The 25,822-nt window shown below is 35.0% G+C and carries 28 protein-coding genes; 4 read left to right on the top strand and 24 right to left on the bottom strand.

The features are described 5' to 3' along the window. Window positions 1–6 precede the first annotated feature (6 nt). Both NO995_RS02565 and katG read left to right on the top strand, forming a co-directional pair. On the top strand, window positions 7–2,811 hold the full coding sequence (locus tag NO995_RS02565; RefSeq protein ID WP_258226156.1) for a pitrilysin family protein: 2,805 nt from the start codon (window positions 7–9) through the stop codon (window positions 2,809–2,811). A 250-nt stretch (window positions 2,812–3,061) separates the two neighbouring features. Beyond that, window positions 3,062–5,329: a catalase/peroxidase HPI gene (gene katG, locus NO995_RS02560; RefSeq protein WP_258226155.1), complete on the top strand. Its 2,268-nt coding sequence runs from the start codon at window positions 3,062–3,064 to the stop codon at window positions 5,327–5,329. 61 nt (window positions 5,330–5,390) lie between these two features. Here katG and NO995_RS02555 read toward each other — a convergent pair whose 3' ends face one another. The 24 genes from NO995_RS02555 to NO995_RS02440 all read right to left on the bottom strand — a co-directional run bounded on the left by NO995_RS02555 (window position 5,391) and on the right by NO995_RS02440 (window position 23,533). Further along, window positions 5,391–5,777 (bottom strand): hypothetical protein, encoded by a 387-nt coding sequence (locus NO995_RS02555; RefSeq protein WP_258226154.1) that lies wholly within the window; start codon window positions 5,775–5,777, stop codon window positions 5,391–5,393. A 91-nt stretch (window positions 5,778–5,868) separates the two neighbouring features. After that, window positions 5,869–6,294, bottom strand: coding sequence for a hypothetical protein (locus NO995_RS02550; RefSeq protein WP_258226153.1), 426 nt, complete (start codon window positions 6,292–6,294; stop codon window positions 5,869–5,871). Window positions 6,295–6,443: 149 nt separating this feature from the next. Continuing rightward, complete coding sequence (locus NO995_RS02545) at window positions 6,444–7,061, bottom strand: alpha-ketoglutarate-dependent dioxygenase AlkB (protein WP_258226152.1); 618 nt, start codon at window positions 7,059–7,061, stop codon at window positions 6,444–6,446. Window positions 7,062–7,064: 3 nt separating this feature from the next. Next, window positions 7,065–7,568, bottom strand: a complete 504-nt coding sequence (locus tag NO995_RS02540; RefSeq protein ID WP_258226151.1) for a GNAT family N-acetyltransferase — start codon at window positions 7,566–7,568, stop codon at window positions 7,065–7,067. Between the two features lie 8 nt (window positions 7,569–7,576). Then, complete coding sequence (locus NO995_RS02535; RefSeq protein WP_240571786.1) at window positions 7,577–7,975, bottom strand: hypothetical protein; 399 nt, start codon at window positions 7,973–7,975, stop codon at window positions 7,577–7,579. Window positions 7,976–8,135: 160 nt separating this feature from the next. Beyond that, window positions 8,136–8,675, bottom strand: coding sequence for a dihydrofolate reductase family protein (locus tag NO995_RS02530; protein ID WP_258226150.1), 540 nt, complete (start codon window positions 8,673–8,675; stop codon window positions 8,136–8,138). Next, the gene (locus NO995_RS02525; protein ID WP_258226149.1) at window positions 8,668–9,966 is read right to left on the bottom strand and encodes an APC family permease; all 1,299 of its coding nucleotides are present in this window, start codon (window positions 9,964–9,966) and stop codon (window positions 8,668–8,670) included. Before NO995_RS02525 ends, NO995_RS02530 begins: the two co-directional genes overlap by 8 nt. A gap of 3 nt (window positions 9,967–9,969) precedes the next feature. Next, the gene (locus NO995_RS02520) at window positions 9,970–11,007 is read right to left on the bottom strand and encodes an HAD family phosphatase (protein WP_258226148.1); all 1,038 of its coding nucleotides are present in this window, start codon (window positions 11,005–11,007) and stop codon (window positions 9,970–9,972) included. Between the two features lie 88 nt (window positions 11,008–11,095). After that, window positions 11,096–11,446, bottom strand: a complete 351-nt coding sequence (locus tag NO995_RS02515; RefSeq protein WP_258226147.1) for a DUF2200 domain-containing protein — start codon at window positions 11,444–11,446, stop codon at window positions 11,096–11,098. A gap of 4 nt (window positions 11,447–11,450) precedes the next feature. Continuing rightward, window positions 11,451–12,092, bottom strand: coding sequence for a YdeI family protein (locus NO995_RS02510; RefSeq protein WP_258226146.1), 642 nt, complete (start codon window positions 12,090–12,092; stop codon window positions 11,451–11,453). A gap of 90 nt (window positions 12,093–12,182) precedes the next feature. Then, a complete protein-coding gene (locus NO995_RS02505; RefSeq protein ID WP_258226145.1) occupies window positions 12,183–12,803 on the bottom strand; it encodes a hypothetical protein in 621 nt (206 codons plus the stop codon). A gap of 268 nt (window positions 12,804–13,071) precedes the next feature. Continuing rightward, on the bottom strand, window positions 13,072–13,416 hold the full coding sequence (locus tag NO995_RS02500; protein ID WP_258226144.1) for a hypothetical protein: 345 nt from the start codon (window positions 13,414–13,416) through the stop codon (window positions 13,072–13,074). Between the two features lie 119 nt (window positions 13,417–13,535). Continuing rightward, window positions 13,536–14,402 (bottom strand): alpha/beta fold hydrolase, encoded by an 867-nt coding sequence (locus tag NO995_RS02495; RefSeq protein ID WP_258226143.1) that lies wholly within the window; start codon window positions 14,400–14,402, stop codon window positions 13,536–13,538. 123 nt (window positions 14,403–14,525) lie between these two features. Next, on the bottom strand, window positions 14,526–14,954 hold the full coding sequence (locus NO995_RS02490; RefSeq protein WP_258226142.1) for a lipocalin family protein: 429 nt from the start codon (window positions 14,952–14,954) through the stop codon (window positions 14,526–14,528). Window positions 14,955–15,047: 93 nt separating this feature from the next. Further along, window positions 15,048–15,674: a hypothetical protein gene (locus NO995_RS02485; protein ID WP_258226141.1), complete on the bottom strand. Its 627-nt coding sequence runs from the start codon at window positions 15,672–15,674 to the stop codon at window positions 15,048–15,050. A gap of 264 nt (window positions 15,675–15,938) precedes the next feature. After that, window positions 15,939–16,463: a porin family protein gene (locus tag NO995_RS02480; protein ID WP_258226140.1), complete on the bottom strand. Its 525-nt coding sequence runs from the start codon at window positions 16,461–16,463 to the stop codon at window positions 15,939–15,941. Window positions 16,464–16,579: 116 nt separating this feature from the next. After that, window positions 16,580–18,943, bottom strand: a complete 2,364-nt coding sequence (locus tag NO995_RS02475; RefSeq protein WP_258226139.1) for a PDZ domain-containing protein — start codon at window positions 18,941–18,943, stop codon at window positions 16,580–16,582. 157 nt (window positions 18,944–19,100) lie between these two features. Continuing rightward, on the bottom strand, window positions 19,101–19,946 hold the full coding sequence (locus NO995_RS02470; protein WP_258226138.1) for an endonuclease/exonuclease/phosphatase family protein: 846 nt from the start codon (window positions 19,944–19,946) through the stop codon (window positions 19,101–19,103). After that, on the bottom strand, window positions 19,937–21,250 hold the full coding sequence (locus tag NO995_RS02465) for a sulfatase-like hydrolase/transferase (RefSeq protein ID WP_258226137.1): 1,314 nt from the start codon (window positions 21,248–21,250) through the stop codon (window positions 19,937–19,939). The genes NO995_RS02470 and NO995_RS02465 overlap by 10 nt, the downstream gene beginning before the upstream one ends. Window positions 21,251–21,337: 87 nt before the next feature. Next, entirely contained in the window at window positions 21,338–21,688 is a 351-nt protein-coding gene (locus NO995_RS02460; RefSeq protein ID WP_258226136.1) for a hypothetical protein, read from the bottom strand. 5 nt (window positions 21,689–21,693) lie between these two features. Then, a complete protein-coding gene (locus NO995_RS02455) occupies window positions 21,694–21,921 on the bottom strand; it encodes a hypothetical protein (RefSeq protein ID WP_258226135.1) in 228 nt (75 codons plus the stop codon). Window positions 21,922–21,943: 22 nt separating this feature from the next. Beyond that, a complete protein-coding gene (locus NO995_RS02450; RefSeq protein WP_258226134.1) occupies window positions 21,944–22,384 on the bottom strand; it encodes a hypothetical protein in 441 nt (146 codons plus the stop codon). A gap of 146 nt (window positions 22,385–22,530) precedes the next feature. Continuing rightward, window positions 22,531–22,923, bottom strand: a complete 393-nt coding sequence (locus NO995_RS02445; RefSeq protein WP_258226133.1) for a DUF302 domain-containing protein — start codon at window positions 22,921–22,923, stop codon at window positions 22,531–22,533. A gap of 43 nt (window positions 22,924–22,966) precedes the next feature. Beyond that, entirely contained in the window at window positions 22,967–23,533 is a 567-nt protein-coding gene (locus NO995_RS02440; RefSeq protein ID WP_258226132.1) for a hypothetical protein, read from the bottom strand. Window positions 23,534–23,863: 330 nt separating this feature from the next. Here NO995_RS02440 and NO995_RS02435 point away from each other — a divergent pair, with 330 nt between their 5' ends. Together NO995_RS02435 and NO995_RS02430 are read left to right on the top strand one after the other, a co-directional pair. Next, on the top strand, window positions 23,864–25,180 hold the full coding sequence (locus NO995_RS02435) for a hypothetical protein (protein ID WP_258226131.1): 1,317 nt from the start codon (window positions 23,864–23,866) through the stop codon (window positions 25,178–25,180). Next, a complete protein-coding gene (locus NO995_RS02430; RefSeq protein ID WP_258226130.1) occupies window positions 25,173–25,808 on the top strand; it encodes a CPBP family intramembrane glutamic endopeptidase in 636 nt (211 codons plus the stop codon). The genes NO995_RS02435 and NO995_RS02430 overlap by 8 nt, the downstream gene beginning before the upstream one ends. Window positions 25,809–25,822: the final 14 nt, after the last annotated feature.

Below are 25,822 nucleotides of genomic sequence, written 5' to 3'. Positions count from 1 at the left end.
AAAAACATGCGTAAATTTTTAATATTCATTTTAACAGGATTCATTTCCTTTTCAGGGTTTTCACAAAACACTTTAGATTTAACTCAAGAGGTTCCGTTCGATAAAACGATTCGAACCGGAGTCCTTCCAAACGGATTGACGTATTACATTAAACATAACGAAATACCGAAAGATAAAACCAGTTTTTATTTGTATCAAAACGTAGGTGCTGTTTTAGAAAGTGATAAGCAAAACGGTTTGGCCCACTTTTTAGAGCATATGGCTTTTAACGGAACTACCCATTTTCAGGGGAATTCAGTAATAGACTGGTTAGAAAAAAAGGGAGTGAAGTTTGGTAAAGAAATTAATGCCTATACATCAACCAACGAAACGGTATATAACTTGAGTGAAGTGCCTTCAGAAAATGAAAAAGTTATCGATTCCTGCTTGTTGATTTTAAGCGACTGGTGTAACGAATTATCATTAACCGATGAAGAAATCGATGCCGAGCGTAACGTGATTCAGGAAGAATGGCGCCAGCGTTATAATGCCAATTACCGTTTAGAAAAACAGCTTAAAGGTGTTAAATACAACAACAGTGTGTATTCTAAACGTGATGCTTTAGGCAGTATGGATGTGGTTAAAAATTTCAAATATAGAGCATTAAGAGATTTTTATCACGATTGGTACCGTACCGATTTACAGGCAATTGGTATTGTGGGTGATTTTGATGTCGATATCATGGAAGAAAAAGTTAAAGCGTTGTTTTCTAAAATTTCAGCTATTAAAAATCCTAAGGAACGTAAATATGTAACTATTCCAGATAATGAAAAAACGCTGTATAAAGTCGCTACAGATAAGGAAGTTAAAAATGTAGGATTGACTTTAGAAATCAGACAGTTTTATAGAAAAGATAATTCACTGGCACAGCAAAGAGAAAATTTTGTGCATACTATTTTTAATAGTTTAATGAATGCGCGTTACAAAGAAGCTATAATGAAAGGTAAAACATCCTTTAAATCGGCTCGAGCATTGTATACCGATTTTGAGAAAAATTACAAGGCTTTTAATTTAAGTCTTTCAGCCAATGAAAGTGAAGTGGAAAATGCCTTTAAAGCAGTATATACCGAATTGCAGCGTGTAGTTCAGCATGGTTTCACTCAAGGAGAAATAGATCGTTTAAAATCTAAAATGCTTCAGAATAACGACATCTGGTTACAAAGAAGTAAAAACAGTAGCTCCGATAGTTATGCAAAGAGTATTAAAAGTGCGTATTTAGATGGTTTAGCTGTACCATCACATGAGTTTAGTTACAATTTTGCTAAGTCGGTTATTCCAACCATTAGCAAAGAAGAAGTATCGGCTTTAGCAAAACAATACTTAACTGAAAAGAACCGTGTATTTACAATTACAGCACCAGAAAAGGAAAATTTACAAGTACCTACGTTGAAACAAATTCAGTCTATTATGGCTGAGGTTGAAAAAAGTAAACTGGAGCCTTACGTCGATCAGTTTCCTGTTGATATGGCCCTATTAGATTCCATTCCTGAAGGTGGAAAAATTATTAGCGAGAAATTAATTAAAGATTTTAAAGCCGTAGAGTGGCAATTGTCTAACGGAGCTAAAGTGGTGTATAAATTCAGTAATGCACAAAAAGGACATCTTGAACTTAATGCGGTTAGTCAAGGAGGTGCTTCTGTGTACGATATTAAAGATATTCCGTCGCTACAGGCAGTAAGTTTGGTAAACAGGTTTGGTATAGGAGATTTAGATCCGTTAACCTACAGTAAGGTCATGGCCGATAATTCAGCAAAATCTAATGTGAGTTTAGAAACCTACAACGAGCGTATTACTGCCAGTGCATCAACTAAAGATATAGAATCGATGTTTCAATTAGTTTACATGCGTTTTGAAACTCCTAGATTTGATGAAGCTAAGTTTAATGAATTGATGACTGGTAATTACAACAGTTTGAACAATGCTGTTCAAAATCCGAATACGGTAATGAGTAATACCTATAAAACATTAGTGGCAAATGGAGATCCAAGATATTTTGAATTTGATAAAGCTTATCTCGATCAAATTAATTTCAACAGAATGAAAGAAATCTATGGTGAGCGATTCAGTAATGCCAGTGATTTTACATTTTATTTAATTGGAGATGTACCTTTCAATACGGTGAAGTCGATGGTTGAAAAATACATCGGTGCTCTTGAGGGTGAAGATGCAAAGGAAACCTATAACGCATTAGATGATTACTTTCCGAAAGGATTAAATAAACATCGTGTTGAGATACCAATGGAAGCGCCAAGAGCCATGGTAGTCATTAAAATGGAAGAGAATGTCGATTACAATCGAGAGACTATTGTACATCACAATATTTTAGGAGATATTCTTAACATTCGTTTTATTGAAAACATTCGTGAAAAAGAAGGTGGTGTATATACCATTTCTGTTAATGCGAGAGATGTGCGTGTACCAACCTCTAAATTAAATATGGATATATCATTTAGTTGCGACCCGAATAATGCCGAACATTTAAATGATTTGGTGTATAATGAATTAAAACAAATTCAAAAGGATGTAAAACAATCCGATTTAGCTAAGGTGGTCGAGAATTTAAAGAAAACCAGACCACTTATGACGCAGTCTAATTCGTATTGGATGGCGACTTTAGAAGCCTATTACAATTATGATGAAAACATGATGGCTCCGGAGTATTATGATGCCATTTTAGATAAAGTAACAACCGAAGATATAAAGAAAGCAGCGCAAAACTTTTTTAATAGTGCTAATACTTTAGACATTATTTTTCTTCCTAAAGCTAAATAATTCATACAAAGAAATTTAATAACAAAAGGGAGTGGTTTTTTAAATTACTCCCTTTTTTATTGGGGTTTCAACGACTTTTAGTTTCGTTTCTTTAAGTTGTTGTTTGTTAGATGCTTTCTATTGAAATACTTTTTTTAATTGATAAAATTTATGTTCGAATAAAAACTATCAATCCTGTTTCTGGATTTGGTTTCGCTTTATACGTTTTTTTTGCAGTCAAGATTTAAGATAATTAATCATATAAAAGACGATGAAAAAAACACTATCACTTTCTTTGCTTGTAGCCATATTAATGCTATCGGCATGTCAAAAAGGTAAAGAGCACGATGCTCAGGTAGATGCCAGTTCTGGTGCTACAAAAAGTAAATCAAACAAAGCAGCTACGAGTAACAGCGATTGGTGGCCAAACCAATTAAACTTAGCTATTCTGCGTCAGAATTCTTCATTATCAAACCCGATGCATGAAGACTTCAACTACATCGAAGAATTCAACAGCTTAGATTACGAAGCGCTTAAAAGTGATATTAGAAAAGTGTTAACCGAATCTCAGGACTGGTGGCCAGCAGATTTCGGTCACTATGGAGGTTTATTTATTAGAATGGCATGGCATAGTGCAGGTACGTATCGTTCTGCTGATGGTCGTGGTGGTTCGCGTGCCGGACAACAACGTTTTGCACCGCTTAACAGCTGGCCAGATAATGCTAATTTAGATAAGGCTAGACGTTTAATCTGGCCGATTAAACAGAAATACGGAAATAAAATTTCTTGGGCAGATTTAATGGTGTTAACCGGAAATGTTGCTTTAGAAGATATGGGCTTCGAAACGTTTGGTTTTGCCGGCGGTAGAGAAGACGTTTGGGAACCGGAAATAGATGTGTACTGGGGTGCTGAAAAAGAATGGTTATCTGACGAAAAGCGTTACTCAGGAGATCGCGAGTTAGAAAGACCTTTAGCTGCTGTACAAATGGGATTAATTTATGTAAATCCGGAAGGTCCAAACGGCGTTCCAGATCCATTATTAGCTGCCGATGATATTCGTGCAACCTTCGGAAGAATGGGAATGAATGAAGAAGAAACAGTTGCTTTAATTGCAGGAGGACACACGTTAGGAAAAGCACATGGTGCTGCTTCTGCCTCTCACGTAGGAGCAGATCCTGAGTCAGCGGGAATTGAAGAGCAAGGTTTCGGATGGAAAAGCAGCTACAAATCTGGTAAGGGTGCAGACGCTATTACTTCTGGTTTAGAAGTAACATGGACGGCAACACCAACACGTTGGAGTCACCAATTCTTCTTTAGTTTATTTGAAAACGAATGGGAATTAACAAAAAGCCCAGCAGGTGGTCACCAATGGGTAGCTAAAGGAGAACCAAAAATGTTAGTGCCTGATGCTTTCGATCCTGAAAAACACCACAAACCAAGTATGTTTACCACGGATTTATCGTTAAGAATGGATCCAAGTTTCGAGAAAATTTCAAGACGTTTTTATGAGAATCCAGAATTATTTAACGAAGCATTTGCTCGTGCATGGTTTAAGTTAACTCACCGTGATATGGGGCCTAAAACTACCTATTTAGGACCTGAAGCTCCAACTGAAGATTTAATCTGGCAAGATCCTATTCCAGCGGTAAATCACGCATTAATTAATGCTAATGATGTAGCTTCACTTAAAGCAAAATTATTAAACTCAGGTTTAACCATTAGTGAAATGGTAACAACGGCTTGGGCATCGGCTTCAACCTACCGTCATTCAGACAGAAGAGGAGGAGCAAACGGATCAAGAATTAGATTAGCACCACAAAAAGACTGGGAAGTTAACAATCCTGCTCAGTTAGCAAAAGTGTTAGCGGTTTATGAAACGATTCAGAATGATTTCAACAGTAAATCTGGAGCTAAAAAAGTATCATTAGCAGATATCATCGTGTTAGCAGGTAATGCAGCAGTAGAAAAAGCAGCAGCTAATGCTGGATACTCTGTAAATGTACCATTCACGCCTGGTCGTATGGATGCTACACAAGAGCAAACTGATGTTGAGTCTTTCGGATTGTTAGAGCCAATGGCTGATGGTTTCAGAAACTATTTAAAAACACAATATACGATTCCAACGGAAGAGTTGTTAATTGATAAAGCACAGTTATTAACACTTACAGCACCAGAAATGACTGTTTTAGTAGGAGGTATGCGTGCTTTAGGAGCAAATTACAACGGTTCTAAACACGGTATTTTCTCTGATGCTACAGATGAGTTAAACAACGATTTCTTCGTTAACTTATTAGATATGAGTACTGAGTGGAAAGCGACTTCAGATACTAAAGAAGAGTTTCAAGGTTTAGACAGAACTACTGGAGAAGTAAAATACACTGCTACTCGTGCGGACTTAATCTTCGGATCGAATTCAGAATTAAGAGCACTTGCTGAGTTATATGCGAGTTCAGATTCTAAGGAGAAATTTGTCCAGGATTTCGTTAAGGCCTGGGAGAAAGTAATGAAATTAGATAGATTCGATTTAATCTATAAATAAATCGTTTAATTGTAGTCGACAAAAAAAGCCAGTGTATTTGCACTGGCTTTTTTTTTATTTGTTATTCAGCCGAAATGCTTTCTTTTTTCAAGGCTTTATTTGCTGCTTTGAAACTTAATCCAACAAATATTAAAATAACTCCAAAAGTTAAATAATCCCAGTTAGCAGGTAAACGCTTTCTTCCCATTTCTAAAAATAATACGTTTAAAACATTTCCTATGATAAATCCAAACCCGGAAATAAAAAACAACTTATTTAATAGTATTAGTAGCAAATTGATTTCTACTTTCTGAGAGTTATCGACTTTGTTTATAAACTTATCTTTTAAGAAGTTGATTATAAGAATAATGGTGTAAATTAAAATTACGGTAATAACAAGTTTTACAAAAAGTAGAGAATAGTTGTTTAAGATATTACTGCTTAGATTGAATGTTTCCGTGGTTTTCATTAGTTGTATTAAAATTTCATGATTGGTTAAACCATCTAATATATAATAATTTTAAGATGTGAGAAATATTTGTCTTGTAGAAAGAGAAAACCTATTTCTTAAAAAGACTTTTAATGATATTTATTGGGTAGACTATTTGACTAAAAAGTACAATAAATGAAACCAGATAAATGGCATTAGTTAAATGGTCACTGGTATTGTATTGCATAATGGAAACTCTAAGGCAAATGGATATAATCCAAACGGTAAATATGCCTCCAAATGTTAAAGTTATGTGCAGAATACTTAAGGGTTGACACAAGCATTTTTCAGCTTTATGCATAATCCAGTAACCTAAACCCATAAAGGCAAAAGTCACAGTTATTGATAGAAATAAATGAAAGCGACTAAAAATGTAATAGGTGTCGTATACATTAAATTGCATAGTATCGTTTCTACTATATGCTGCATTTAGTATTATGATAGGGATAGAAATCCAAAATATCAGATAGGGTCTGTCTAATAGTTTGTACAACATGTCAAGTAAGTTTTGGTTTAAGTTAGGGGCGTGTATGATTTTACGCATTCACAAACCAAAAATAGAAAATGCGACAGTATTTTCGTATAGCACGTTAACTTTTTCGTTAAACGGTAGATAGTTAAATCGTTAAGATGTAATTTGTAGAATTACTTCTGGTTTTCAACAATGGTACGAAAGGTTAAATTAACTCTGGGTGTTTTAATGAGTTTAGTCGGTGGAAGTCGGTGCAACCAGTGAGTTTGGGTTTCATCTTTCATAATGAGTAAGCTACCATGTTCTAAAGCCAATTCAACCTTTTCTTTAGTGTCCTTGTGTTTAAACGCAAATTTACGTTCGGCTCCAAAACTTAGTGAGGCTATGGCACCGTTTTTTTTTAAATCTTTTTCACCATCGCTGTGCCATGCCATGCCTTCGCTGCCATCATGATAGAGGTTAAGCAGGCAGGAATTAAAGGTTTCGCCTGTTTTTTGTTCGATTAGATTTTTTAAGTCTAATAAACTTTTAGTCCAAGGTAAGGCATGTTTGGTGGTATTCGAATACGTGTACGAGAATGTTTTTTCACCGTACCAGGCCACTTTCCGTTTGGTAATAATTAGTTTTCCGAAGATAATTGCTTCATCGTTACGCCATTCAATTTCATTCAGAAGGTTGTTAAAATAAAAATCTGCCTCTTTTTTATTGAATAACTTTCCATAATAATTAACTGTACCATCATACGGAAGCCAGTTTTTCAAAGGGTCGATTTCGGGTTCAAAAAGATTCATGTGTTATAAGATTTCCTTTTGATAGAGATTGTAAGTTGAGATTGTTAATGTTTTTTCTCCTACTTTTTTAAATCCTAAACTTTCGTAGTAATTACAAAGTCTAGGGTTTTTAGAATCGGCATCAAGTCTTAAATACTCACATTGCTTCATTTTAGCCTGATGTTCTATGGTGTCGAGAATTAATTTACCAATACCCTGACCGTTATACTCTTCCTTAACTGTTAATGAATGCACATATAAGGCAGACGCTTGCTGTTGGCCCCAGTATAAAATATCTTCATTTAAAATACGAACCATGCCAATTGTAGCATGGTTCGTATTTTTTATAAAGAAATATTCGTTATTGTTAATACCGTCTTTAACCCACTTAATTTTATCTGCCGGTGGATTTTTCCAATATTGCCAATGGTCAATTTTCATTTTAGCAATCTTTTCGGCAGCTTCTTTAAATAAGCTTAAAACGGTTGGTAAATCATCGTTATGAATTTGATGAAAAGTTAAAGTCATTAAATCTATTATTTCTTATTGCCTTTTCCGGGATTATTTTTTTTGTCGTTTCCTGAGCTGCTTTTAAACTTTTTACCTTTATATTTTACCATATGGTCGTTGTTGTATTTCTGTGGCGAATCGCTATTTAAGTCCAGTTCTATTTTTGCAGCTCTTCCTAAATCGAAACTCGCATAGATAGAAGGGAGCTTAGCACTTACTTGCCACCTGTCTCCACTTAAATAAATATATGAACTCTTTTGAAGATCGTAATAGAAATTACGGTCTGGGAAATATATGTGTCTTGTTTTAGCATTATAGCCGTGTGCCGGAGCCCATTTTGGTGGCTGGCTGTATCCTTCAAACGAGAAGGAGAGGGTTAAAGCTAAAAAGAAGAAAATTGTAAGTAATCCGTGTTTTGTTTTCATTGTCTGTTAATTTATGGGTTAAAATGATTTTTGTGGTTGTAATACTGCGCTATTACTTTACCTAAACATCTAAATTTGGGGCTTTAAATGAAAAAACTAAGATAATCATTTTAGAAGGATTTTATTAATGCTTCAGGAAATATCAAATTAGTTTATTGTATTATATACGTACAAAATGATTCTGAACGATGTAATCGAGATATATTTTTGTATCGATACATTTAAAATGAAGTTGTTGTGAAGTATTCGAAAACAGTGGGATGCCTTTACCCAAGAGCACTGGAATGGTAGTGATAATCATCTGGTCTATTAAATCGTCATTTAAAAAACTTTGAATCACTTTACCACCGTCAATATATAATTGATAGTGCCCCTGGCTATGTATATAATTCAGGATCTTTTTCAAATCACCTTTTAACAGAAATGCTTTACCCTTATAGATTTCAGGAATCGAATTCAGACTATTACTTAACACAAACACAGGTTTATCGTATGGCCATTCTATGTCAAAACTCATAACAGTTTCAAATGTGTTTCTACCCATAACCAAAGCATCGATTCCTGTCATAAAAGTCAGGTAACCCATATCGTCCTGATCAGGGTTTGGGATTGATGTTAACCAGTCGATACCATTTTGTTCGTCGGCTATATATCCGTCCAGGCTAGTGGCAATAAATACTTTGTTTTGTTTTTTATCCATCGATCTGTGCCCTTTCAGTTTTTTTATAGATATATTCCATGATAAAGCACATGATTATTATTCCGATGGCAATAACAACACCTGCAAGATTGGATTGGTATTGTTGGCTGATTAAGATAAATAAGGCAATTAGGCATAAAATAAAGCCAGCATACGGAATAACTTTATTTCCATTAATGTCTTTTGAAAGTTTATAACCTACAAAATTAACCACACCGAATATAAGCAGAAAACCGACACTTCCAGCAGTTGATATGCTTTCCAGTTTTAACAGGTTTACTAAAACTAAAGTGCTTATAGAGGTAATTAATAACCCTATAGGTTGATTCCAGAATTTTGATAAAAAGTGATGCGGTAATTCGTCGTCTTCAGCAATTTCATAATTCACTCGGCTACCCCCATAAAGCGATGCATTAATTGCAGAAAACGTAGAAATTAATGCCGCTACGGTAATAATACTAAACCCAAGTTTTCCAAGCATAGGTTTTGCTGCTTCGGCTAAAGCATAATCCTGGGCGTCTGCAATTTGTTTAAACGGTAACGAGCCTACTGTTACAAACGCAATAATGATGTATAAGATAATTACAAAAACTACAGAGTAATAATAAGCTTTAGGTATGTTTTTAATGGGATTGACAATGTCTGGTGCTGCATTGGCAATAAGTTCAAAACCTTCGTAGGCTACAAAAATAACCATCCCGCCAGCAAATAATTTGACTGGAGTTTCCCATTCATTTATGGCTAATTGTTCCATGTTAGGGTTTCCGAACAAACCATAAGCACCGATGCCAATAAAACTAAGAAGAATTATTAGTTTTATAATAACTGCATAAGATTCTATTTTTCCAACTATGGTAATGCTGTAATAATTAATTGCTGTCGCAATAACAATAATGGCACTGGCATAAATATGAAAATCGATAGTTTTGTTACCTGTTAACACGATGAGGTTTGGCGCATACGAACCAAATGCCGAAGCGTATAACGATAACATAATAATATAACTAACCCAGAGCAAATTATTTATGGCGCCACTAAAAACTGATTTGCCAAAACCTTGATTAATAAATTTAACGGTTCCACCTCGGTCAGGATAAGATTTTGAAAGGTTTACATAACTATACGAAGTGATTAAGGCTAACAGTCCGGCGAGTAAAAAAGCAACAGGAGTACCACCTTTAGCTAAAGATACAGCTAAACCTAATACTGCGAAAATACCACCTCCTACCATGCCTCCAATACCTATGGAAATAGCTTCCTTAAGTCCAATGCTTGCCTTAGATTTACCCATTAATTACTCGTTAGGGTAAACTTTGTTCCATTCTGTTTTCATGTCAATAATGGTCCACCCACGTCTAAGTGCAACATCCATTCCTTTTTTTAGAGTTCCCATGGCGGTATGTTCATCGTATAAAAACTCACGGTCACTATCGGTATGGTTTACATAAATGAGTAGATGAGGTAGGGGATTGTTAGTATCGCAATATTGCATCATTTCTAAATCTCCGTCAGAGTTTCCTCCAATAAGAATAGGTTTTTTGCCAATAAATTTACTAATAGCAAGTACCTTTCCTTCATGATCGTCATTAAAGTCAAATTCTGTATTTTGAGTAATCGTAATTGAATCGCCCTGGATAATCACTTCTCTTTTAAATGTAGAGCCAATGATTTGTTCTTTGGGAATCCCATAGACCTCAGGAGCCCAGGCTCTCATAAATTCCTGACTTCCTCCGGAAACAATGTAGATTTTAAATTGGTGTGCTCGTAAATAATCTAGTAGTTCAAGCATGGGTTGATAAACCAATTCGAGATATGGCTTTTTCATGACCGGATGTTTTGCCGTTGCCAGCCAGTCTGTAACTACACTGTCAAACTGGTCGACATTTTCAGAGGCTTGAGCTGTACCCACCAGTTTAAGGATATCTCCAGTATGAAGGGTTTTGATAGTTTCTAAGTCATCTTCAATAACCGCTTTAAAAGGCATCTCATTAGCCCACTCCGGGTGGTCTTTAGCCAAGCTTTTTATTCTTTCGAACACAAAAAATATCTGTGAAGGTAAAGGTTGTTCTACCCAAAGGGTGCCATCGTTATCAAAGCAGGCTATGCGATCTTCTGGTTTTACGAAACTATTACTTGTAGAGTCTGAAATGGTTTCAACGAATGTAATAATATCGGTTTTAGAAGTCCCTTCGTTAAATGATGGTAATACATCAATTTTTTCTGTTACTCCAGTTGTTTGCTGGTTTTTGGCTTGTTCTTTACAAGACCAATAAAGATGTGACGTCGTTAATAAAATGAAAAGTAATATGGCATTTTTAGAAAATGATTTCATGACTTTTATAGTTTAGGTATTCTATAAAGATAATAGAAAAATAAGAATTAACCTATACACTTTGAGGACTATACATTGTATACTTGGATTAAGATCTTAATATTTTTTCCATAGACTTTCCTTTAGCCAGTTCATCAATAAGTTTATCTAAATATCTGATTTTTTGCATCAGGGGATCTTCGATGTTTTCTACGCGGTAACCACAAATAACTCCGGTGATTTTAGAAACATTAGGGTTAAGCTGAGGAGCTTCATTAAAGAATGTTTCAAAGTCGGTTTTGTTATCTAATATTTCTTGAAACTGTAATGCGTTGTATCCCGTTAACCAAAAAATAATAGTATCAACTTCCGTTTTGGTACGTCCTTTTTTCTCAGCCTTATTTATGTAATGTGGGTATACGCTGGAAAAAGCCATAGAGAATATTTTATGCTTGTTCATGGTTTTATCTTTTTTTTGAAGAGTATTTTTCGTGTAGACCAATACCATTTAGAATGTTATCGGTACATTTTTCTATGCGGGATAATCTGGTTTTCGACTGCTTAGGTGCTGAAAAAAACAGAATATAACCACGTTGTCTTCCAGGTGTTAGCGCTTCGAATGCCGATTTTAAAACCGGATCTTCATTAAATTTTTGTTCTAGCTCTTCGGGTAGTGGTTCCAGTTGTTTCTTAGCAGGAAGGCTTAAACCTTGTTTTTCAATTTCAATGGCTTCAAATATGCAGGCTTTAATATCAGAAATCAGGGGTTTTATGTCTTTCGTATTGGTGAATTTCAATTGACGCACAGCTTGAGAGTTTGCTCCTGGAGCTACCAAAAGTCCTTTATTATTACTGAGTAATACACCTTTAAAAAAGTTTAGTGAGCAGTAGTTTTTAAAAGCACTAAGCATAAGGATATTGCTGTTGTTGTAGGTGTAGCAGGGCACGCCCCATTTGCAGGTTTCTGTTAAGCCGCATTCCAGGATGATGGTCCGTAAGATGTGTAGTGCTTCATCCCAGTTATGCACTTTGCAATCGGCTGTGCCTCCAAGGGAACAGCGACCACAGCCTTCTAAAAAATAGGTTTCTACATTGGTAGTCATCATGATTTGTAGTCTTAATAATACTAAGATACTAACTTAATTAAAAAGAAAAACACCCTAATTAGGGTGTTAGGAATATATGGTAATAGTTATTTATTTAACGTTTAATTTTAAGGCATCATGATGAAAGGTTTTTATGCCTGTTAATCCATATTTAGATTCTCCCTGCTTTATAACTTGTCCGTTGAGATTGTATTGTTCTAATTCTGTTTTAAATTTTTTGTTAGCTGAGCCAGATTGAATCATATTTCCTATGGCAAGACCTGGGCCGACAACTAATCCTATTGGGGTAGAACTGGTTTGTTCTTCAACACCATACGAATTGGTTGTAGAGGTGTAAAAGTTTAAAGGCGTTAATAATAAGTATAATAAGTAAAGTGGTGTTTGTTGTTTTAATGTTTTAAAGGTCTGTTCTGGTCGTAGAACGTTAACCGCTTCACTATTGGCATAGTTTAATGTTACATCGTCACCAAAAACAATGTCTTTGTCTGAATTGTTGGTAATCTTAAACGAAACTACTTTTACACCTTTTTTAGTTTCCTTTTTAGCGTATTTCTTTTCCAGTAAACTGTATTGATATTCTAACTTAATATTGTTTTTTTCGGTTTGTGAAACATACTTTACAGAAGTAGGATTAATGTTATTATAGCGCGATGCACAGTTTGTTAAGCTTAATGTGGTTAATAGAATTAAGGAAAATTTGAATAATTTCATTTTGAAAGGTTAGTGATTATTATAATGTTGATTTTGTAATTAGACTTTTGTGTTATTTATTTAAAGGAATAGCAACGCCTATGGCCATGGCACCAGAAAACTGTTCTTGATTAAAGTGGTCGTAAAAAAAGAAAGCAAAAGTTGTTTTACGGTCTTTCCCTAGTTCTAAACCTAATGTAATCGGGATATGAAAGCTTAGTCCGGTATGATTAATATCGGTATAAGGGGTGTAGGTTCTGAATTTTCCAATCGATGTTCCAATCCCTAATTAAATAAAAGGAGCGAAATAAGGAATAGGAATGGTTAGTCTGGCTTTACCTCCAAGCAAAAGTGCTTTTGTTGAAGAGGTATATATGCTCCGGTTTCCATCTAAATCGGTTGCTTTATTTCCAGTTATAAACAAGCCGGCATAAGGACGTACATCAAACCATTTAGAGGCTTCAAGAACATATTCGCCTTGCGCATAAAATCCTTTAGTTGAAATATCGATGTCGTCGTATGGAATGGTTGAAGCATAGCCAATTTTAGCATCGATAGCCGTAGGTTTAAAAAATTGAGCATGCAATTCTACTGTGGTTATTATAACCAAAAGAGCAAAAAGTCGTTTTTTCATGAGTCGTTTAGTGGTAAGATTGTATGATATTTTTCGGACTCAAATATAGATGATATTCTTTCGGAATTAATGAGGGTTTTCCGTAAAATTTTATTGAAAAAACTATTTATTTTTTTAGGTTAATCCCATTCTGAGGTTGGACGTGTAAAGGGTTCTGACAGAAACTTTTCAATGATAGCATTAAAATAGTTTGGATTAGAACCAGGTGTATAATGCGTTTCGCCTGGCATGATGCAAAGTTGGGCTTTTGGGATATTCTGATATATTTCAACTGCATGTTCATTTTTTATAATGTCGCTATCGCCATTTACAACCAAAACGGCGGCTTCTATTTGTTGTAGTTCTTCATGACTAATATTAGGCTGAAACAATACTAATTCATCTAATTGTTTAAATTTTTCCCAGTCTCTGGATTTATCATTTAAAGAAATCATACGCTTTACATAATCTAAATCTTCCCTAACACTTTTTGGTGCCCAGCTATTCACAGCAGTGGTATCTGGTCGCAAATTAGCACCCATGGTTATAATTTTTTTAATGTTGGCTTGTCGGTTAATGCCCATTTTTAAACTTATAATACCACCGTCGCTCCATCCAAGAATATTTATAGAATCTAATTTTAAATACCGAACCAAGCCTTCCCAGTCTTTTGTCATCTGGTCATAGGTTAGTGAGTCTGTTTTTAATTCCGATTTTCCTTGGCCTCGGCTGTCGGCAACAATCACATGGTATTTATTTTTAAAATATTCAATCTGGTTTTCCATAGATTTTATGTTCGCACCACAACCATGAATAAGAAGTAATGGTTCTCCAGTGCCATAGGTTTCGTAGTATATATTGGCTCCATTAATTTCAGCAAACTTTCCGGTAGTTGTGTTGTTGCCATAAGGTGTATCGAAATTGGGTTGCATCATGGTTTGAGCATCCATAAAACCCAATGATAGACTTATACATGTAAGGAACAGTGTTTGAAAAACTTGTTTCATAGATTGACTTCGTTAGTCATAAGCAGGGAGCTAGAAAGGGCTTTACAATATAATGATAATCTGTTGATTTTTAAGAATAAAAAACGCCCTTATTAGAGCGTTAAAATGTAGATTGATAAGAAACTATAATTTATTAAATGTTCTAACAATCTTTTCACCTTCGATGGATTCTTCGGTTAATTTTAATTGTGTTTCGTTTATGCTGTTTATTATCCAGTGTTCATCTTCTAAATCCATAGATGCATCGTACTTTAGAATAAGTACATTTTCTTCTTCAGACCAATCTCCATATTCATTCCCATCTTCATTACAAGTATCATTATTGAAATAAAATCCGTAGGAATTGAAAGTTCCAGATGCTGTAATGTTTAAAATGTCACCACCACAGCTACCGTATTCTGTAGCTAAACCATCAACAGTTTCAGATTCAATTTTCCATTGTCCAATAAGTAACAGAGGGTCTTCAGTAGTTGTTTTTTCGTCATCAGAACATGATGAACCAAATAATGAAATTAAGGTTGCTAAAGTTAATAATGTTTTTTGTTTTTTCATTTTTGTAAGATTTGGGTTATTTCTAATTTAAAATAATTTCTTACAAAAAAAAACATTTTTTTTTTTAAAAGCAAACCTTAAATAATAAAAATGCTATTTATGATATATTTGAGATAACAAACTATCTATAAACTGTTGTTCTATATGCTTTTGTTCTGTTGGCGAAAAAGTTTTAGAAATATAAAGGTAGGGTATAGAATCATTATCAAAGTGGTATTTACCGATATTTTGAAATCCGCCTTTCCAGCTTTTTGGTGGAAGAATACGAATGTCATCGTCAAGGTAAAGAGATGGATTTAAATGTATCACATTTTCGTTTAGTTTTAATTCCTTACTAAAGAGGTCGGTTTTCTTAAAGTTATTCATAGAATTCTCTTTAGCATTGTAGATTACTAAAATATAATCTTCGTTAGTGTTAACATGAATATCGTTGGTGCCATTCATGTATTTAAAACCAACATATCCACCTGTGGATAATATTAATTCTATGACAAAGATGATGTAGTAAGGCGTGCTTTTAATAAAGAATCGATCTAAAACATACATAACAAAAATAAAGACCACAATGGGTATAACCATAATGGGATAAAGAATCATCGGACTTTCATAAGTGAGTCCGATGTAAATGGATTGTATGGCGATTACAATGCCTAAGATGGTAACGATGGTAAATGGGGTAACCGGGTAAAACCAGGATTTGAGTTTTTTCAAAGTTGCCATGATTTCTAAACTTAGTATTCAGTCAACCCCATTTATAAAGGTACGAAATAGGAAGGTATTTATATGTGAATGAATGAAATATTTATTAGGTATAAATTATTATAAAAATATTCTATTGGGAGTGTTTTTTTATAATTTGTCAAATACCTTCTGTACAGAGATTTCAGTTTCTTTAGGTTTGTTGTACAATAGTTATTAGAGTTTATGTCTTCGCATGTTTGGTGTAATTGGGGTAGTATTTAGGGGCTATTTTTAAAGTTTTGGCTAGAACCAGAAATTTACACCTAAACTTAAGGAAGCTGCTTTGTAATTTTTTTGGTTGATATGTGTATAGGAGGCTATCAAGGCTAGTTTTTCCTTGAAATAGTAGCCGACCACTGGTCGCAAATAAATACCTCCGGTACTATCTTCTTCAAACCCGCTCCCAAAATAAGTTCCAAGATTACCGTCTATAGCGTAGCCCAAATCGAAACCAGCTGCCCAGTTTGTATTTAGTTTAACCCTTCCACTGGCAGCAATTGGAATATAAAAAGCCGGTAAGGAATCAAAAGATCCAGTCGTGTCCTCTTCAAATAAATACATAATACCGACTGTTGGTCCTATATAAACCTTATCAGATACCTTCCAGGAATAGTAGAAGTTACCCTGAAGAGCAAATGAGTAAAAATCGCCGGAATCGGCTAAAGGAACCCCAACATTAGCTTCAAATCGAAAGCCTTCTTGTGCGTTAAGGCTTGGTGAAGAACAAATCAGGAAAAAGACAGCAAGAAATAGCCACTTACTTTTCATTATAGTCGTTTTAAAAGTAAGAAGTCATACAGTTAAGGCTAGTTTAAAGATACGATAAAAAAGATTATAATAAAAAACGCCCTCTGTAGGGAGTTTTGTTTTAAGGTTTTATAAGTTTATTGTATGTTTATTATTAGATCTGTTGGTTTTTGATTGCGAACAATACGTAGCTTAATCTTTCCGTTTAAATTTTTGCTGTTGTATTTGTTCAGGAAATCTGCAATATGCTTCACTTTTTCTTCTTCCATTCCAACAATAACATCACCTTCTTTTAATCCGGAATGAATCAGTTTACTATCGCTATTTACTTTTAAAACAATTACACCATTCATGTCAAATAATCCTGATGCCGATTGCTCCTCTGGCGTTTCAATATTTTTAAGTGTAGCCCCAAGCCATTCTTGAGTTTTACTGTTTGTTTTGTAAATTGATTTAATCTTTAATTGAGGAATATTCGGTTGCTTAGCCAGGGCTTTTAGTTTTGGTTTTTGAACTCCAAACTGATCCATAGGAAAGTTTTTGAAGCCTACTTGTAATGCAATTGAGTTCTGTGACACGTTAAAGTCTCCCTGTCCGGGATTCATAAACATGGGATTACCATAAACACTATGTTCGTCGGTGTGGTTTTGCTTAGCTAAAGCCAAGGCTGTACTATCAGGAAACACATTGTAATCAACTTCTTTTCCCCAGCCTTTAAGGCGAATCGGGAAATGTTTGGTCATAGAAATGTTGTGTTTAAATACGTCTTCACTGTTATCAAACCAAACGTGAGGATGAAATCCGTTATTTACCATGATATTGTTTTCTACTACTCGATAAAAACCTTCACGAAGTTTTATACCTCCGTTTAAACACAGGTTGTTGTATATGTGATAGTTTGAAGAACCATCATCTAAGTCAATATCCCAGCCATGGTCACAGCGAAAACGGTTGTTTCGAATTACAGTCGTATACATCGCGTCCCAGTAGGGAATTTCAGGATTGGCATGTACAAGGCTATCAATAACGTTATAGGTAGGATGCCAGAAACGGTCACGTCCCCAAGAGTTAAATGCGCCATGATCACTGGTTTCTAAAACGGTATTAAATACATCGTTGTACTCAATAATGTGTCCTCCCCATGTGCCTTCATTAGCATTTATTCCGGCACGCGGTACATCATAGATACTATTATTTTTAATATGAATTTTCATTGACATAGACAATTGTACCCCAGCAACTTGTTTTTCTATTGTGCCTATATCATGAATAAGATTGTTTTCAACAATGCATTTTGAAGGATATAAGTTGTTGGCAGGTCCTTTAATAGTATCTATGTCTTTTGCAGGAACAAATTCCTCATATTTAAAAGAAGGTGATCGTACTGCCGAAGCATCGCCGACAAAACTTATTGCCGAAGCCCCGCAATTATAGATGTGGTTCCCACTGAAATTATTCGACAGGTTATAACCATTCACGAAAATAACATTACCACCAAGGTTCGTAAATGTGCGATCTTCGATGCTGCAATGTTCGGTGCCGTTCATTGTTATAGCCCCACCACGATAAATCGTCCAGTCACTGCGGAGTAAGGGTTCGTACTCTTCCATAAAAGTACGTTTGGCATGTTGAAAGGTAATATCAGAAATAAGAATGTTTTTGACAGGATGTTCTAAACTTCCTTTTATGTCAATCAAGTGTTTTAGAACAGAAACTTCAACTTGGGCAGTATTTAAATCTATATCTGGTTGAATCCATAAGTAAAGTTTTTTATCTTGTTTGCTATAGTACCATTCATTTTCACTATCTAATTCCTCGAATATATTTTCAACCATGCGCAATTTTTGATGCATGGCAGAAGGGCGATTGTTTTGGTGGCCGCCGGTAAGTTGTAGGTCTCCATCCTCAGATATACTGGTAATTTCATAATGGAATCCACCCCATCGTCCGTTGTGCATGGCATGTACAAAACCGCCAATAGGATTACTCCAACCATTTACACGTTCTTTAGAAATAGCATCGGCCGCATGACCTTGCCATGCACCACCTTGTTTATTGTAATTAGGATATCGAGCTAAAATCTGCTGTTTACCATTAATGAAAAGTTGGTTAAATTCAATGTTTTCATTGAGCTCGGTTACCCAGATATTATCTTTATAAATACTCCATTTGGTTTTTATAATTTTCGAACCTTTAACATTAACCTTATTAGTGCCTTCTCCAATAATTTCAAGATTATTTAATTCTGGAGTTATGGTTAAAGGTTCAGTTAAGTAATAATCACCAGCTAATAATTTAATAGTAACTTTATCATCAGCACGAGTTTTGGCTGCTTTTGCTAAATCAAGTGCTTTTTGTATAGTTTGTATAGGAGATTGTTTAGAGCCTCGATTAGTGTCATTTCCGTTAGGACTGACGAAAATTTCATTGGGTTGTTTATGACAACTAGTTAAGGTAAGTAGACATAGAATAAATAACGGTGTAATGTGTTTTTTAATCATTTGGTAATATTGCAGTGTGCTGGAGCACATATTTGTTTAGGTGATTTTAATTTGGCACAAGATATCATGTTTTTTACAACTTCAAAATACTTTTATATTTAATAATAGGTATAAAAAACGCCCTTTTTAGGGCGTTTTTTTATTGTAATTAAGAGTCTTATTTCAACTTGACAAAAACAGGGAGATGATCTGAAACACAAAGTCCGTTGATGCGTCGGTCGTCTATGTGTCGGTAGCGAAGCACTGTGGCGTTTTTGGTAAAAATATAATCGATACGTTTGTTTAACTCAGCCATAGGGTCGAAATTATTAAAGGTACCCAAAGGTCCATAAAACGGACTTGAGGTTGTTTCTAAACCATCGTTCAGTTTTGTTTTTAAGGTTTGTATCGGAGGGCTTTTAGGTTCACTGTTTAAATCGCCCATAACCACCAGCTTTTCTTTAGTAATACCTAATTGTTCAATAGTTTTTAAAATAAGTTTTGAAGATTCTTCCTGAGCTTTAGGACCAATATGGTCAAAATGCGTATTGAATATATAAACAACCTCTCCGGTATTTCTGTTTTTAAATAACCCGTAGGTGCAGATGCGTTCCATAGAAGCATCCCATCCTACAGATATTTGTTCAGGCGTTTCCGAAAGCCAGAACGTATCCTGTTTTAATACGTCGTATTTACTACTATCGTAGAACAACGCTGAATATTCGCCTTTGGTTTTTCCATCGTCGCGCCCAACGCCAATAAAGTCGTAATTTGTCATGTGGTCTTTTATAAAAGTAACCTGATGGTGCAACCCTTCCTGAATACCTAAAAAGTCAGGATGGTAGTAGTCTATAAGTTTAGCGACTTCCGTTTTACGGTATTCCCACCAGTTGGCTTTATCGCTAGCGTTGTCGTAACGAATATTAAACGACATTACGGTAGTTTGTGCCTGTATTGCCAGACTTGAAAACACAATGCTTAAAAGAAGGTATTTAAAATCTGAAAACATATTGTTTATTTCCATTTTGGATGTTTCTCTAATTCTTTTTCTAAGGTGTTTTTAATGTCTTGCTCGCTGCTGTCAAGGGAATCTAATGCTAACGGATGTTGTTCCAGTTTATCGTTATTGAGATTATAGAAGTTGTTATTAGGGTATAATTTATAATCTAAAGAACGTACAAACTGGTTTCTATACTTACTAACATTAGCTCCCCATTGCGGATCGTAATGCACAAAAGCGGTTTCTCTTGGTTGATACTCTTTACCTGTTAGCAGGGGATAGAAACTTTTACCATCTGATACAGCTTTCGATTCTGTTAATTCGGCCAGAGTAGGGAAGAAGTCACTGAATTCAATAAGGTGATTGTAAACCGATTTTTCCTTTATTTGTTCCGGCCAGTATACGATAAGTGGAACATGGGTTCCGGCATCAATGGTGTTACCTTTTCCACCAACAATAAGTTCATTGTTAATATGCGATTGAATAGTAGGGTGGGTACCGTTATCACCGGTAAAGATTAAAATAGTGTTATCTGTCAATTTTAACTCTTCCAGTTTATGGGTTATTTTACCGACTATTTTATCGGTATAGGCTACCATATCTTTAAAGTAGGTTGTGTCGTTTTTATAACGGTTTTCTCGGTCATTCCAGGTGTTAGAATCTGGTGTTGGTACAAACGGATCGTGAACTAAAACCATAGGGTAATACACAAAAAATGGCTGGTCTTTTTTTCGCTCTATAAAATCTAAAATATAATCTGAAAAAATATCAGGGCCATAATCGTCTGCGTTTCGTTTCAGGAATTCACCATTCTGTTCAATTAACGGGTCACTGTATCGGCCACCATCGGCTCTGGTTTTGGTAAGTTGCCATAAACAATACTCGTCGAAACCAAATTTGTTGGGACGGGTATTGTCATTCCAATCGCTAATACTGTCTTTAAAAGACAACCCGTTTAATTGCCATTTGCCGGCAATACAGGTTTCGTATCCTGCATCCTGCATCAGGTTCCCAAAGGTGTATTCCGAATTGTTTAAATGCCCGAAATAATCATAGTTTCGGTAGTTGTATTTCCCTGTCATGATTTTTACTCGCGATGGGGTACATAAGGGTTGTGATACACAGTTTCCAAACAACATACCCTTTTCTGCTAATTTATCAATATTAGGCGTGTTATAAGAAGTGGAACCGTATGCACTCAGACATTCATAGCCCATATCGTCAACCATAATAAGTACGACATTGGGCTGTTTTTTTTCTTCTTGTTTTACACAGGAAAAACTAAGGGAAGCTAAAAGTAGTAGTAGCGTTTTTTTTATAAGTTTCATCTAATTTGGTTTGCAGTAAATTTGAAATATCGATAAAACTACATATAAAATTTAAATCTCTAGTTAAATTATTATTAGGCGAAATGCTTAGTTAACCATGTTTAGTTCTTTTTCCAATTCTAATTTTCTGGTGTGTAATTGTTTTAACTTTTTTCCATCCTGGTATTTTATACTGTAATGGGTAAGAACGCAAATTACGGTGAACACAATGGCTGTAAGTAAAACCAATTCATAATAACTCAGGTTACTAATATCTAAAGCCGATTTACGTCTGCTTAAAGAATGACGATTAGAATATGTAGGTGCCCATAAAGACACTATTATTCCAAATCCTATAACCTTCCAGATGTTTTTTTGAATGAAGTTAGATTCTCTTATTATGGTTTCTATTTTACCATTAACTGCACTCAGCTCTTTTTCTTTGTAATAATGGGGCATGCTAATTAATCGTTTCTGAAAAGCTTAAATCCAAATTTTAATAAAAAATAATCCAGAATACCAATGGGAACATATATGGTTAGTAACCCTGCAAAGGACCCCCAGTCGCCACCTTGTTGATTTATCATGGCCTTGCTAAAAGCAGAAATGATTAAAGGGATTTTTGGAATTAATGAGATCAGAAGGCTTATGCCTATAAAGATTAATACAACACTTAATAGTTTTTTTAACATGTTCGTTATTATGAAGGTTAAACTACAAATTCTGATAATATATTTTAGCAGATTCTGCTAGTTCTTCCGAGATGTTTGTATCAAAACTAAAAGAGTAAATAACCCATTTATCTTTTGGTTTATAAAACTGAAAAACAAAGCGAATGGGTTGACGGTCGTACTTTGCCATATAGCTCAAGTGTACAAAGCTACTTCCTAAAGATTTACTATTTATTTTTTCATAACCATAATATTCACCAACATAATCAATATTCAAGCCTTCCATTTGGCTTTTTAAATTAGTAATAGCGTCAGCATTTCTCGAAATCCAAGAGTTACTTGAGTATAATTCATCAAGCGCTTTTGAAGCACCTTCTTTTTGAAAGGTGTTAAAAAATACATCTGTCAATTCTTGAGGTGTATTTTGTGCAAATGCAAATGTCATTGATGTTAAGAAAAGTAATGCGCTTAAGTAAGTTTTCATAAATATTGGTTTTTTTGGGTTGTAATTTTTCTCACAATATAAATTGCTTTTTTCGAACTTCAAAACGGAAATCTTAACAAAGTTTAATTCATAAAAAAAACACCCTAAAAGGGTGTTGAGGTTATTCATATTTTTCACTTTTAGCTTTAATCCAGATGTTTAATAACACGTTTAAGCTTTTGCTGAATCTCGATAGCCACGCTGCCAAGATTTTCATTTTTTACAGCCATCATAGACGCGACCGGATCGACTGCTGCCACTTCAATATCGCCGTGGTCATTCTCCATAACCACGACATTACAGGGTAAGAAGAGCCCTATTTTATCTTCATTACTTAATGCCTGATAGGCGTATGGCGGATTGCAGGCGCCCAGTATGCGGTACTTCTTAAAATCGACATCCAGTTTGTTTTTCAAGGTTTGGGTTATATCTATCTCGGTAAGGACGCCAAAACCTTCTGTTTTTAAGGCGGCCGCTACTTGTTCAATAGCTTTATCGAAGTCTTTTTCTTTTAAAACGGTACTAAAATAATAACTCATAAGTCGCTTAATTTATAGATGGTTATTTGCCTCTATAAGATACTTATTTTTTAACATATATCAAGTCCGATGCTTCAACCGTCATGGAAGGGAGAAGTATTGGAATGTTTTTTCCCTTTTCTTTCAGTTCATTATATTTTTCAAATCCTCTTACAATAACATCGGCCATTTCTAATTGTAGAGCGTCTAATTCATCCTTTTCAAATATTTCGGCATCCTTTTTTTCTAAAAGTTTTTGAATAGGCTTTAATTTATAATTGTTTTTATCAACAGGAGTTAATATAACACTTGCTTTTAATCCTCCTAAGGTTGGTATAACATCAATGATGTATGTTTTTCCACCTAACAGTTCTGCTTCAACAAATGATTTGTTTTCTGATCTTGCCCAAAACAGATGCTTGCCTGGTTCGCATTCATACTTCATATACTTCGAACCATTAAACTTCCCTATGACTTTTTTGCCGTCAAAGTAAGTGAAGTTTACTAAGCCTCCCAATCCACTTGATCTGGTGAAATAAACTGCTGCCCGCCCTTCAGAAATAGAATCTGTTTGCGAAAATAAAAGAGTGGTCTGTGCCAATAACAATAATAAAAAGACGCGTTTCTTCATGAGTTGATTTTTTAATTGGTTAATGCCTTTAGGGGCGCATACTTTAGTGTTAAGTTAATAAAAAGATAGGTGTAAAAACGATAAATTTATTAAGATAAGAATTTTTAAAAAGTAGGCGAGAAAGAGTTATGAGTTAAGGCTATTGTTAATAATAAGTATTAAGTTGTTGGTAAAACCATAAATGGTATTTCGTATGCCACATGGTTTATTTAATAAATCAAGCTAAGGCTTTATTTCGTATCTTTAATAGGATCAAGGAAAAAATCCTGAGAAGACGTTATGTTATTTAGAAAAAGCATTAGTCGATTTGTTCTTTTAATTGTCATAATCATGTTTTGGCAATGCAAGGAACAGGAGAATGAGGACATCCGGTTGATGTCTTTTCAAGGCTCCAAGATAGGACGTTTCATAGACATCAGGACGCGTTTTTCTGCCTTAGATAGTCTTGATTATATTAATCTTTTAACTTACAATGGCGACTGGCTTAATACAGACGAATTTTTATTCTCTGTTCACAGGGATTTCGAAGATACCCTGCACATCCGTGAATTAGATTCAGTCATGTATATCAACGGAAATTTAGTCGCAATTTCCATCTCAAAAGACAGTCCGTCAATTCCCTTTTTTGATCAACTGACTTCAGAAGACATTTCCCGACTTCGAACCATTCAATTTAAGGAGCCTATTGCAGATGCCATTAAACCTTATTTAGAAAACATTGGTCGTATAAATCCTGGGCTTGACATCGTTTTTTTTCCTGAAATAGACTCCGTAAATCTATTAAATAGAGATTTGCGCTGGCTTTCACAATATTTTCAACCCAGAGCCTTAGTCTTTCAGAATGAAATAGATTCTGTTTCTGTATCCAGTCTTGCAAATTTCCCTTCCTTAGAAACGCTCTTTGTTGGCTTGCCTGTACATGGAGCAGGTGCTTTTCCTCATCTCCCGCATTTAAAAGAAATCATTCTGTATAATGAAGAAGATAGTACTTTTATTGGTGATGCGTTTTTTGCGCAAAATCCTAATATAGAATCTTTAACCATACTTAATGAAAGTGAAGCACATGTAGACTGGACTGCTTTGAATACCTTGAAAAAGCTTCAAAATCTTTATATCGAGTCAGATAGTATAATTCTAAACGATTTATATGTACATCATCCTGATTTGAAAGCTCTGCACTTAGGATTCAATGAGAATAAAGTAGCTTCCATTTCAGATGTTTTTAAGAAAAATAAACTTAAAAGGCTTTCTCTTTATTCAATTGGAGACTCCCTTATGGGGTTAAATTCTAAAGTGGTACCGGATGCTTTTCCTGAACTGGAATCTCTTGAGTTTAAAAATAATGACAGCCTGCTGGATTACAGTGATATTAAAAACTTTAAAAAATTAAAGTATCTCACGGTCTTTGGTAAAGTAGGATTAGATTCAACGCTTTATCATTTAAAGCAGCTTCGTTACCTTTCGCTTTCTGAGGAATTTTTAAAGGATTCTATCAATGTGTTGAAATTACAGAAGGCATTGCCCAATACGGTTATTGCTCCAAATTCAGGCGCTTGTCTGGGGTCAGGCTGGTTGTTGCTCATCATGCCTTTGGCGGGTCTCTGGTTTTATTTTTTAAAGTCCAAAAAGGCTAGGGGTAATGATTGAAAAGTCTAATAATGTCTTATTAAAACCGCTTGCCCTTACCGGAACCTTATGGCTTTTTTCGTTGCTTATCAATTTTGAATTTCCTTTAAAAGCAGTTGCCTTATTGGCTTTAATTCTGGCAGGTTACTGGATGAGTGCAATACATAGAGATATACCAGAGTCTGTTTTTACTCCTGACTTATGGCGTTTTAAGAAATCGCGGAACTGGATTGTTATAGCCTTTGTTTTTTCTTTGGCTCTTTCGGTTTATTCACGAATAGAGGATGGCTTGCCGGCCATACCATCTAAAATAGGCGTATTTGTAATCGTTGCTGTTTTTATAGGTTTTGTAGAAGAAGTTGTCTTTAGAGGATTTGTGCAGGGAGCTGCGCAACGATGGAGTACAACAGGAGCTGTTGTATTGGCTTCCGTGTCGCATGCCGGTTATAAAGGACTGTTGTTTGTATTCCCTTCGCAACTTCTTAATAATAGCGCTTTAGAGTTATTTGGATATACTTTTCTGGCAGGACTGATTTTGGGTTATTCCCGCAAAGCAACAGGATCGTTATGGCCTGCTATTTTAGCACATTGTTTTTTTGACTTTTGGTTATACATGGAACAATCTTCTGCTCCCTGGTGGGTATGGTAAATTCGTTGGCATAA

Origin of the sequence: Aestuariibaculum sp. M13, assembly GCF_024723255.1 — a bacterium.
Lineage (GTDB): Bacteria > Bacteroidota > Bacteroidia > Flavobacteriales > Flavobacteriaceae > Aestuariibaculum > Aestuariibaculum lutulentum.
This window is presented reverse-complemented; position numbering and strand designations above follow the sequence as displayed.

Bases quoted from the DNA above. Each gene is read 5' to 3' on its own strand.
- NO995_RS02485 (WP_258226141.1), bottom strand. From the start codon at position 15,674: ATGGCAACTTTGAAAAAACTCAAATCCTGGTTTTACCCGGTTACCCCA.
- NO995_RS02530 (WP_258226150.1), bottom strand. From the start codon at position 8,675: ATGGATAAAAAACAAAACAAAGTATTTATTGCCACTAGCCTGGACGGA.
- NO995_RS02495 (WP_258226143.1), bottom strand. From the start codon at position 14,402: ATGAAACAAGTTTTTCAAACACTGTTCCTTACATGTATAAGTCTATCA.
- NO995_RS02455 (WP_258226135.1), bottom strand. From the start codon at position 21,921: ATGTTAAAAAAACTATTAAGTGTTGTATTAATCTTTATAGGCATAAGC.
- NO995_RS02435 (WP_258226131.1), top strand. From the start codon at position 23,864: ATGTTTTGGCAATGCAAGGAACAGGAGAATGAGGACATCCGGTTGATG.
- NO995_RS02430 (WP_258226130.1), top strand. From the start codon at position 25,173: ATGATTGAAAAGTCTAATAATGTCTTATTAAAACCGCTTGCCCTTACC.
- NO995_RS02470 (WP_258226138.1), bottom strand. From the start codon at position 19,946: ATGGAAATAAACAATATGTTTTCAGATTTTAAATACCTTCTTTTAAGC.
- NO995_RS02500 (WP_258226144.1), bottom strand. From the start codon at position 13,416: ATGAAAAAACGACTTTTTGCTCTTTTGGTTATAATAACCACAGTAGAA.
- NO995_RS02440 (WP_258226132.1), bottom strand. From the start codon at position 23,533: ATGAAGAAACGCGTCTTTTTATTATTGTTATTGGCACAGACCACTCTT.
- NO995_RS02565 (WP_258226156.1), top strand. From the start codon at position 7: ATGCGTAAATTTTTAATATTCATTTTAACAGGATTCATTTCCTTTTCA.
- NO995_RS02520 (WP_258226148.1), bottom strand. From the start codon at position 11,007: ATGAAATCATTTTCTAAAAATGCCATATTACTTTTCATTTTATTAACG.
- NO995_RS02545 (WP_258226152.1), bottom strand. From the start codon at position 7,061: ATGAATCTTTTTGAACCCGAAATCGACCCTTTGAAAAACTGGCTTCCG.
- NO995_RS02445 (WP_258226133.1), bottom strand. From the start codon at position 22,923: ATGAGTTATTATTTTAGTACCGTTTTAAAAGAAAAAGACTTCGATAAA.
- NO995_RS02460 (WP_258226136.1), bottom strand. From the start codon at position 21,688: ATGCCCCATTATTACAAAGAAAAAGAGCTGAGTGCAGTTAATGGTAAA.
- NO995_RS02490 (WP_258226142.1), bottom strand. From the start codon at position 14,954: ATGAAAAAACAAAAAACATTATTAACTTTAGCAACCTTAATTTCATTA.
- NO995_RS02540 (WP_258226151.1), bottom strand. From the start codon at position 7,568: ATGACTTTAACTTTTCATCAAATTCATAACGATGATTTACCAACCGTT.
- NO995_RS02515 (WP_258226147.1), bottom strand. From the start codon at position 11,446: ATGAACAAGCATAAAATATTCTCTATGGCTTTTTCCAGCGTATACCCA.
- NO995_RS02465 (WP_258226137.1), bottom strand. From the start codon at position 21,250: ATGAAACTTATAAAAAAAACGCTACTACTACTTTTAGCTTCCCTTAGT.
- katG (WP_258226155.1), top strand. From the start codon at position 3,062: ATGAAAAAAACACTATCACTTTCTTTGCTTGTAGCCATATTAATGCTA.
- NO995_RS02510 (WP_258226146.1), bottom strand. From the start codon at position 12,092: ATGATGACTACCAATGTAGAAACCTATTTTTTAGAAGGCTGTGGTCGC.
- NO995_RS02450 (WP_258226134.1), bottom strand. From the start codon at position 22,384: ATGAAAACTTACTTAAGCGCATTACTTTTCTTAACATCAATGACATTT.
- NO995_RS02525 (WP_258226149.1), bottom strand. From the start codon at position 9,966: ATGGGTAAATCTAAGGCAAGCATTGGACTTAAGGAAGCTATTTCCATA.
- NO995_RS02550 (WP_258226153.1), bottom strand. From the start codon at position 6,294: ATGTTGTACAAACTATTAGACAGACCCTATCTGATATTTTGGATTTCT.
- NO995_RS02505 (WP_258226145.1), bottom strand. From the start codon at position 12,803: ATGAAATTATTCAAATTTTCCTTAATTCTATTAACCACATTAAGCTTA.
- NO995_RS02475 (WP_258226139.1), bottom strand. From the start codon at position 18,943: ATGATTAAAAAACACATTACACCGTTATTTATTCTATGTCTACTTACC.
- NO995_RS02535 (WP_240571786.1), bottom strand. From the start codon at position 7,975: ATGAAAACAAAACACGGATTACTTACAATTTTCTTCTTTTTAGCTTTA.
- NO995_RS02480 (WP_258226140.1), bottom strand. From the start codon at position 16,463: ATGAAAAGTAAGTGGCTATTTCTTGCTGTCTTTTTCCTGATTTGTTCT.
- NO995_RS02555 (WP_258226154.1), bottom strand. From the start codon at position 5,777: ATGAAAACCACGGAAACATTCAATCTAAGCAGTAATATCTTAAACAAC.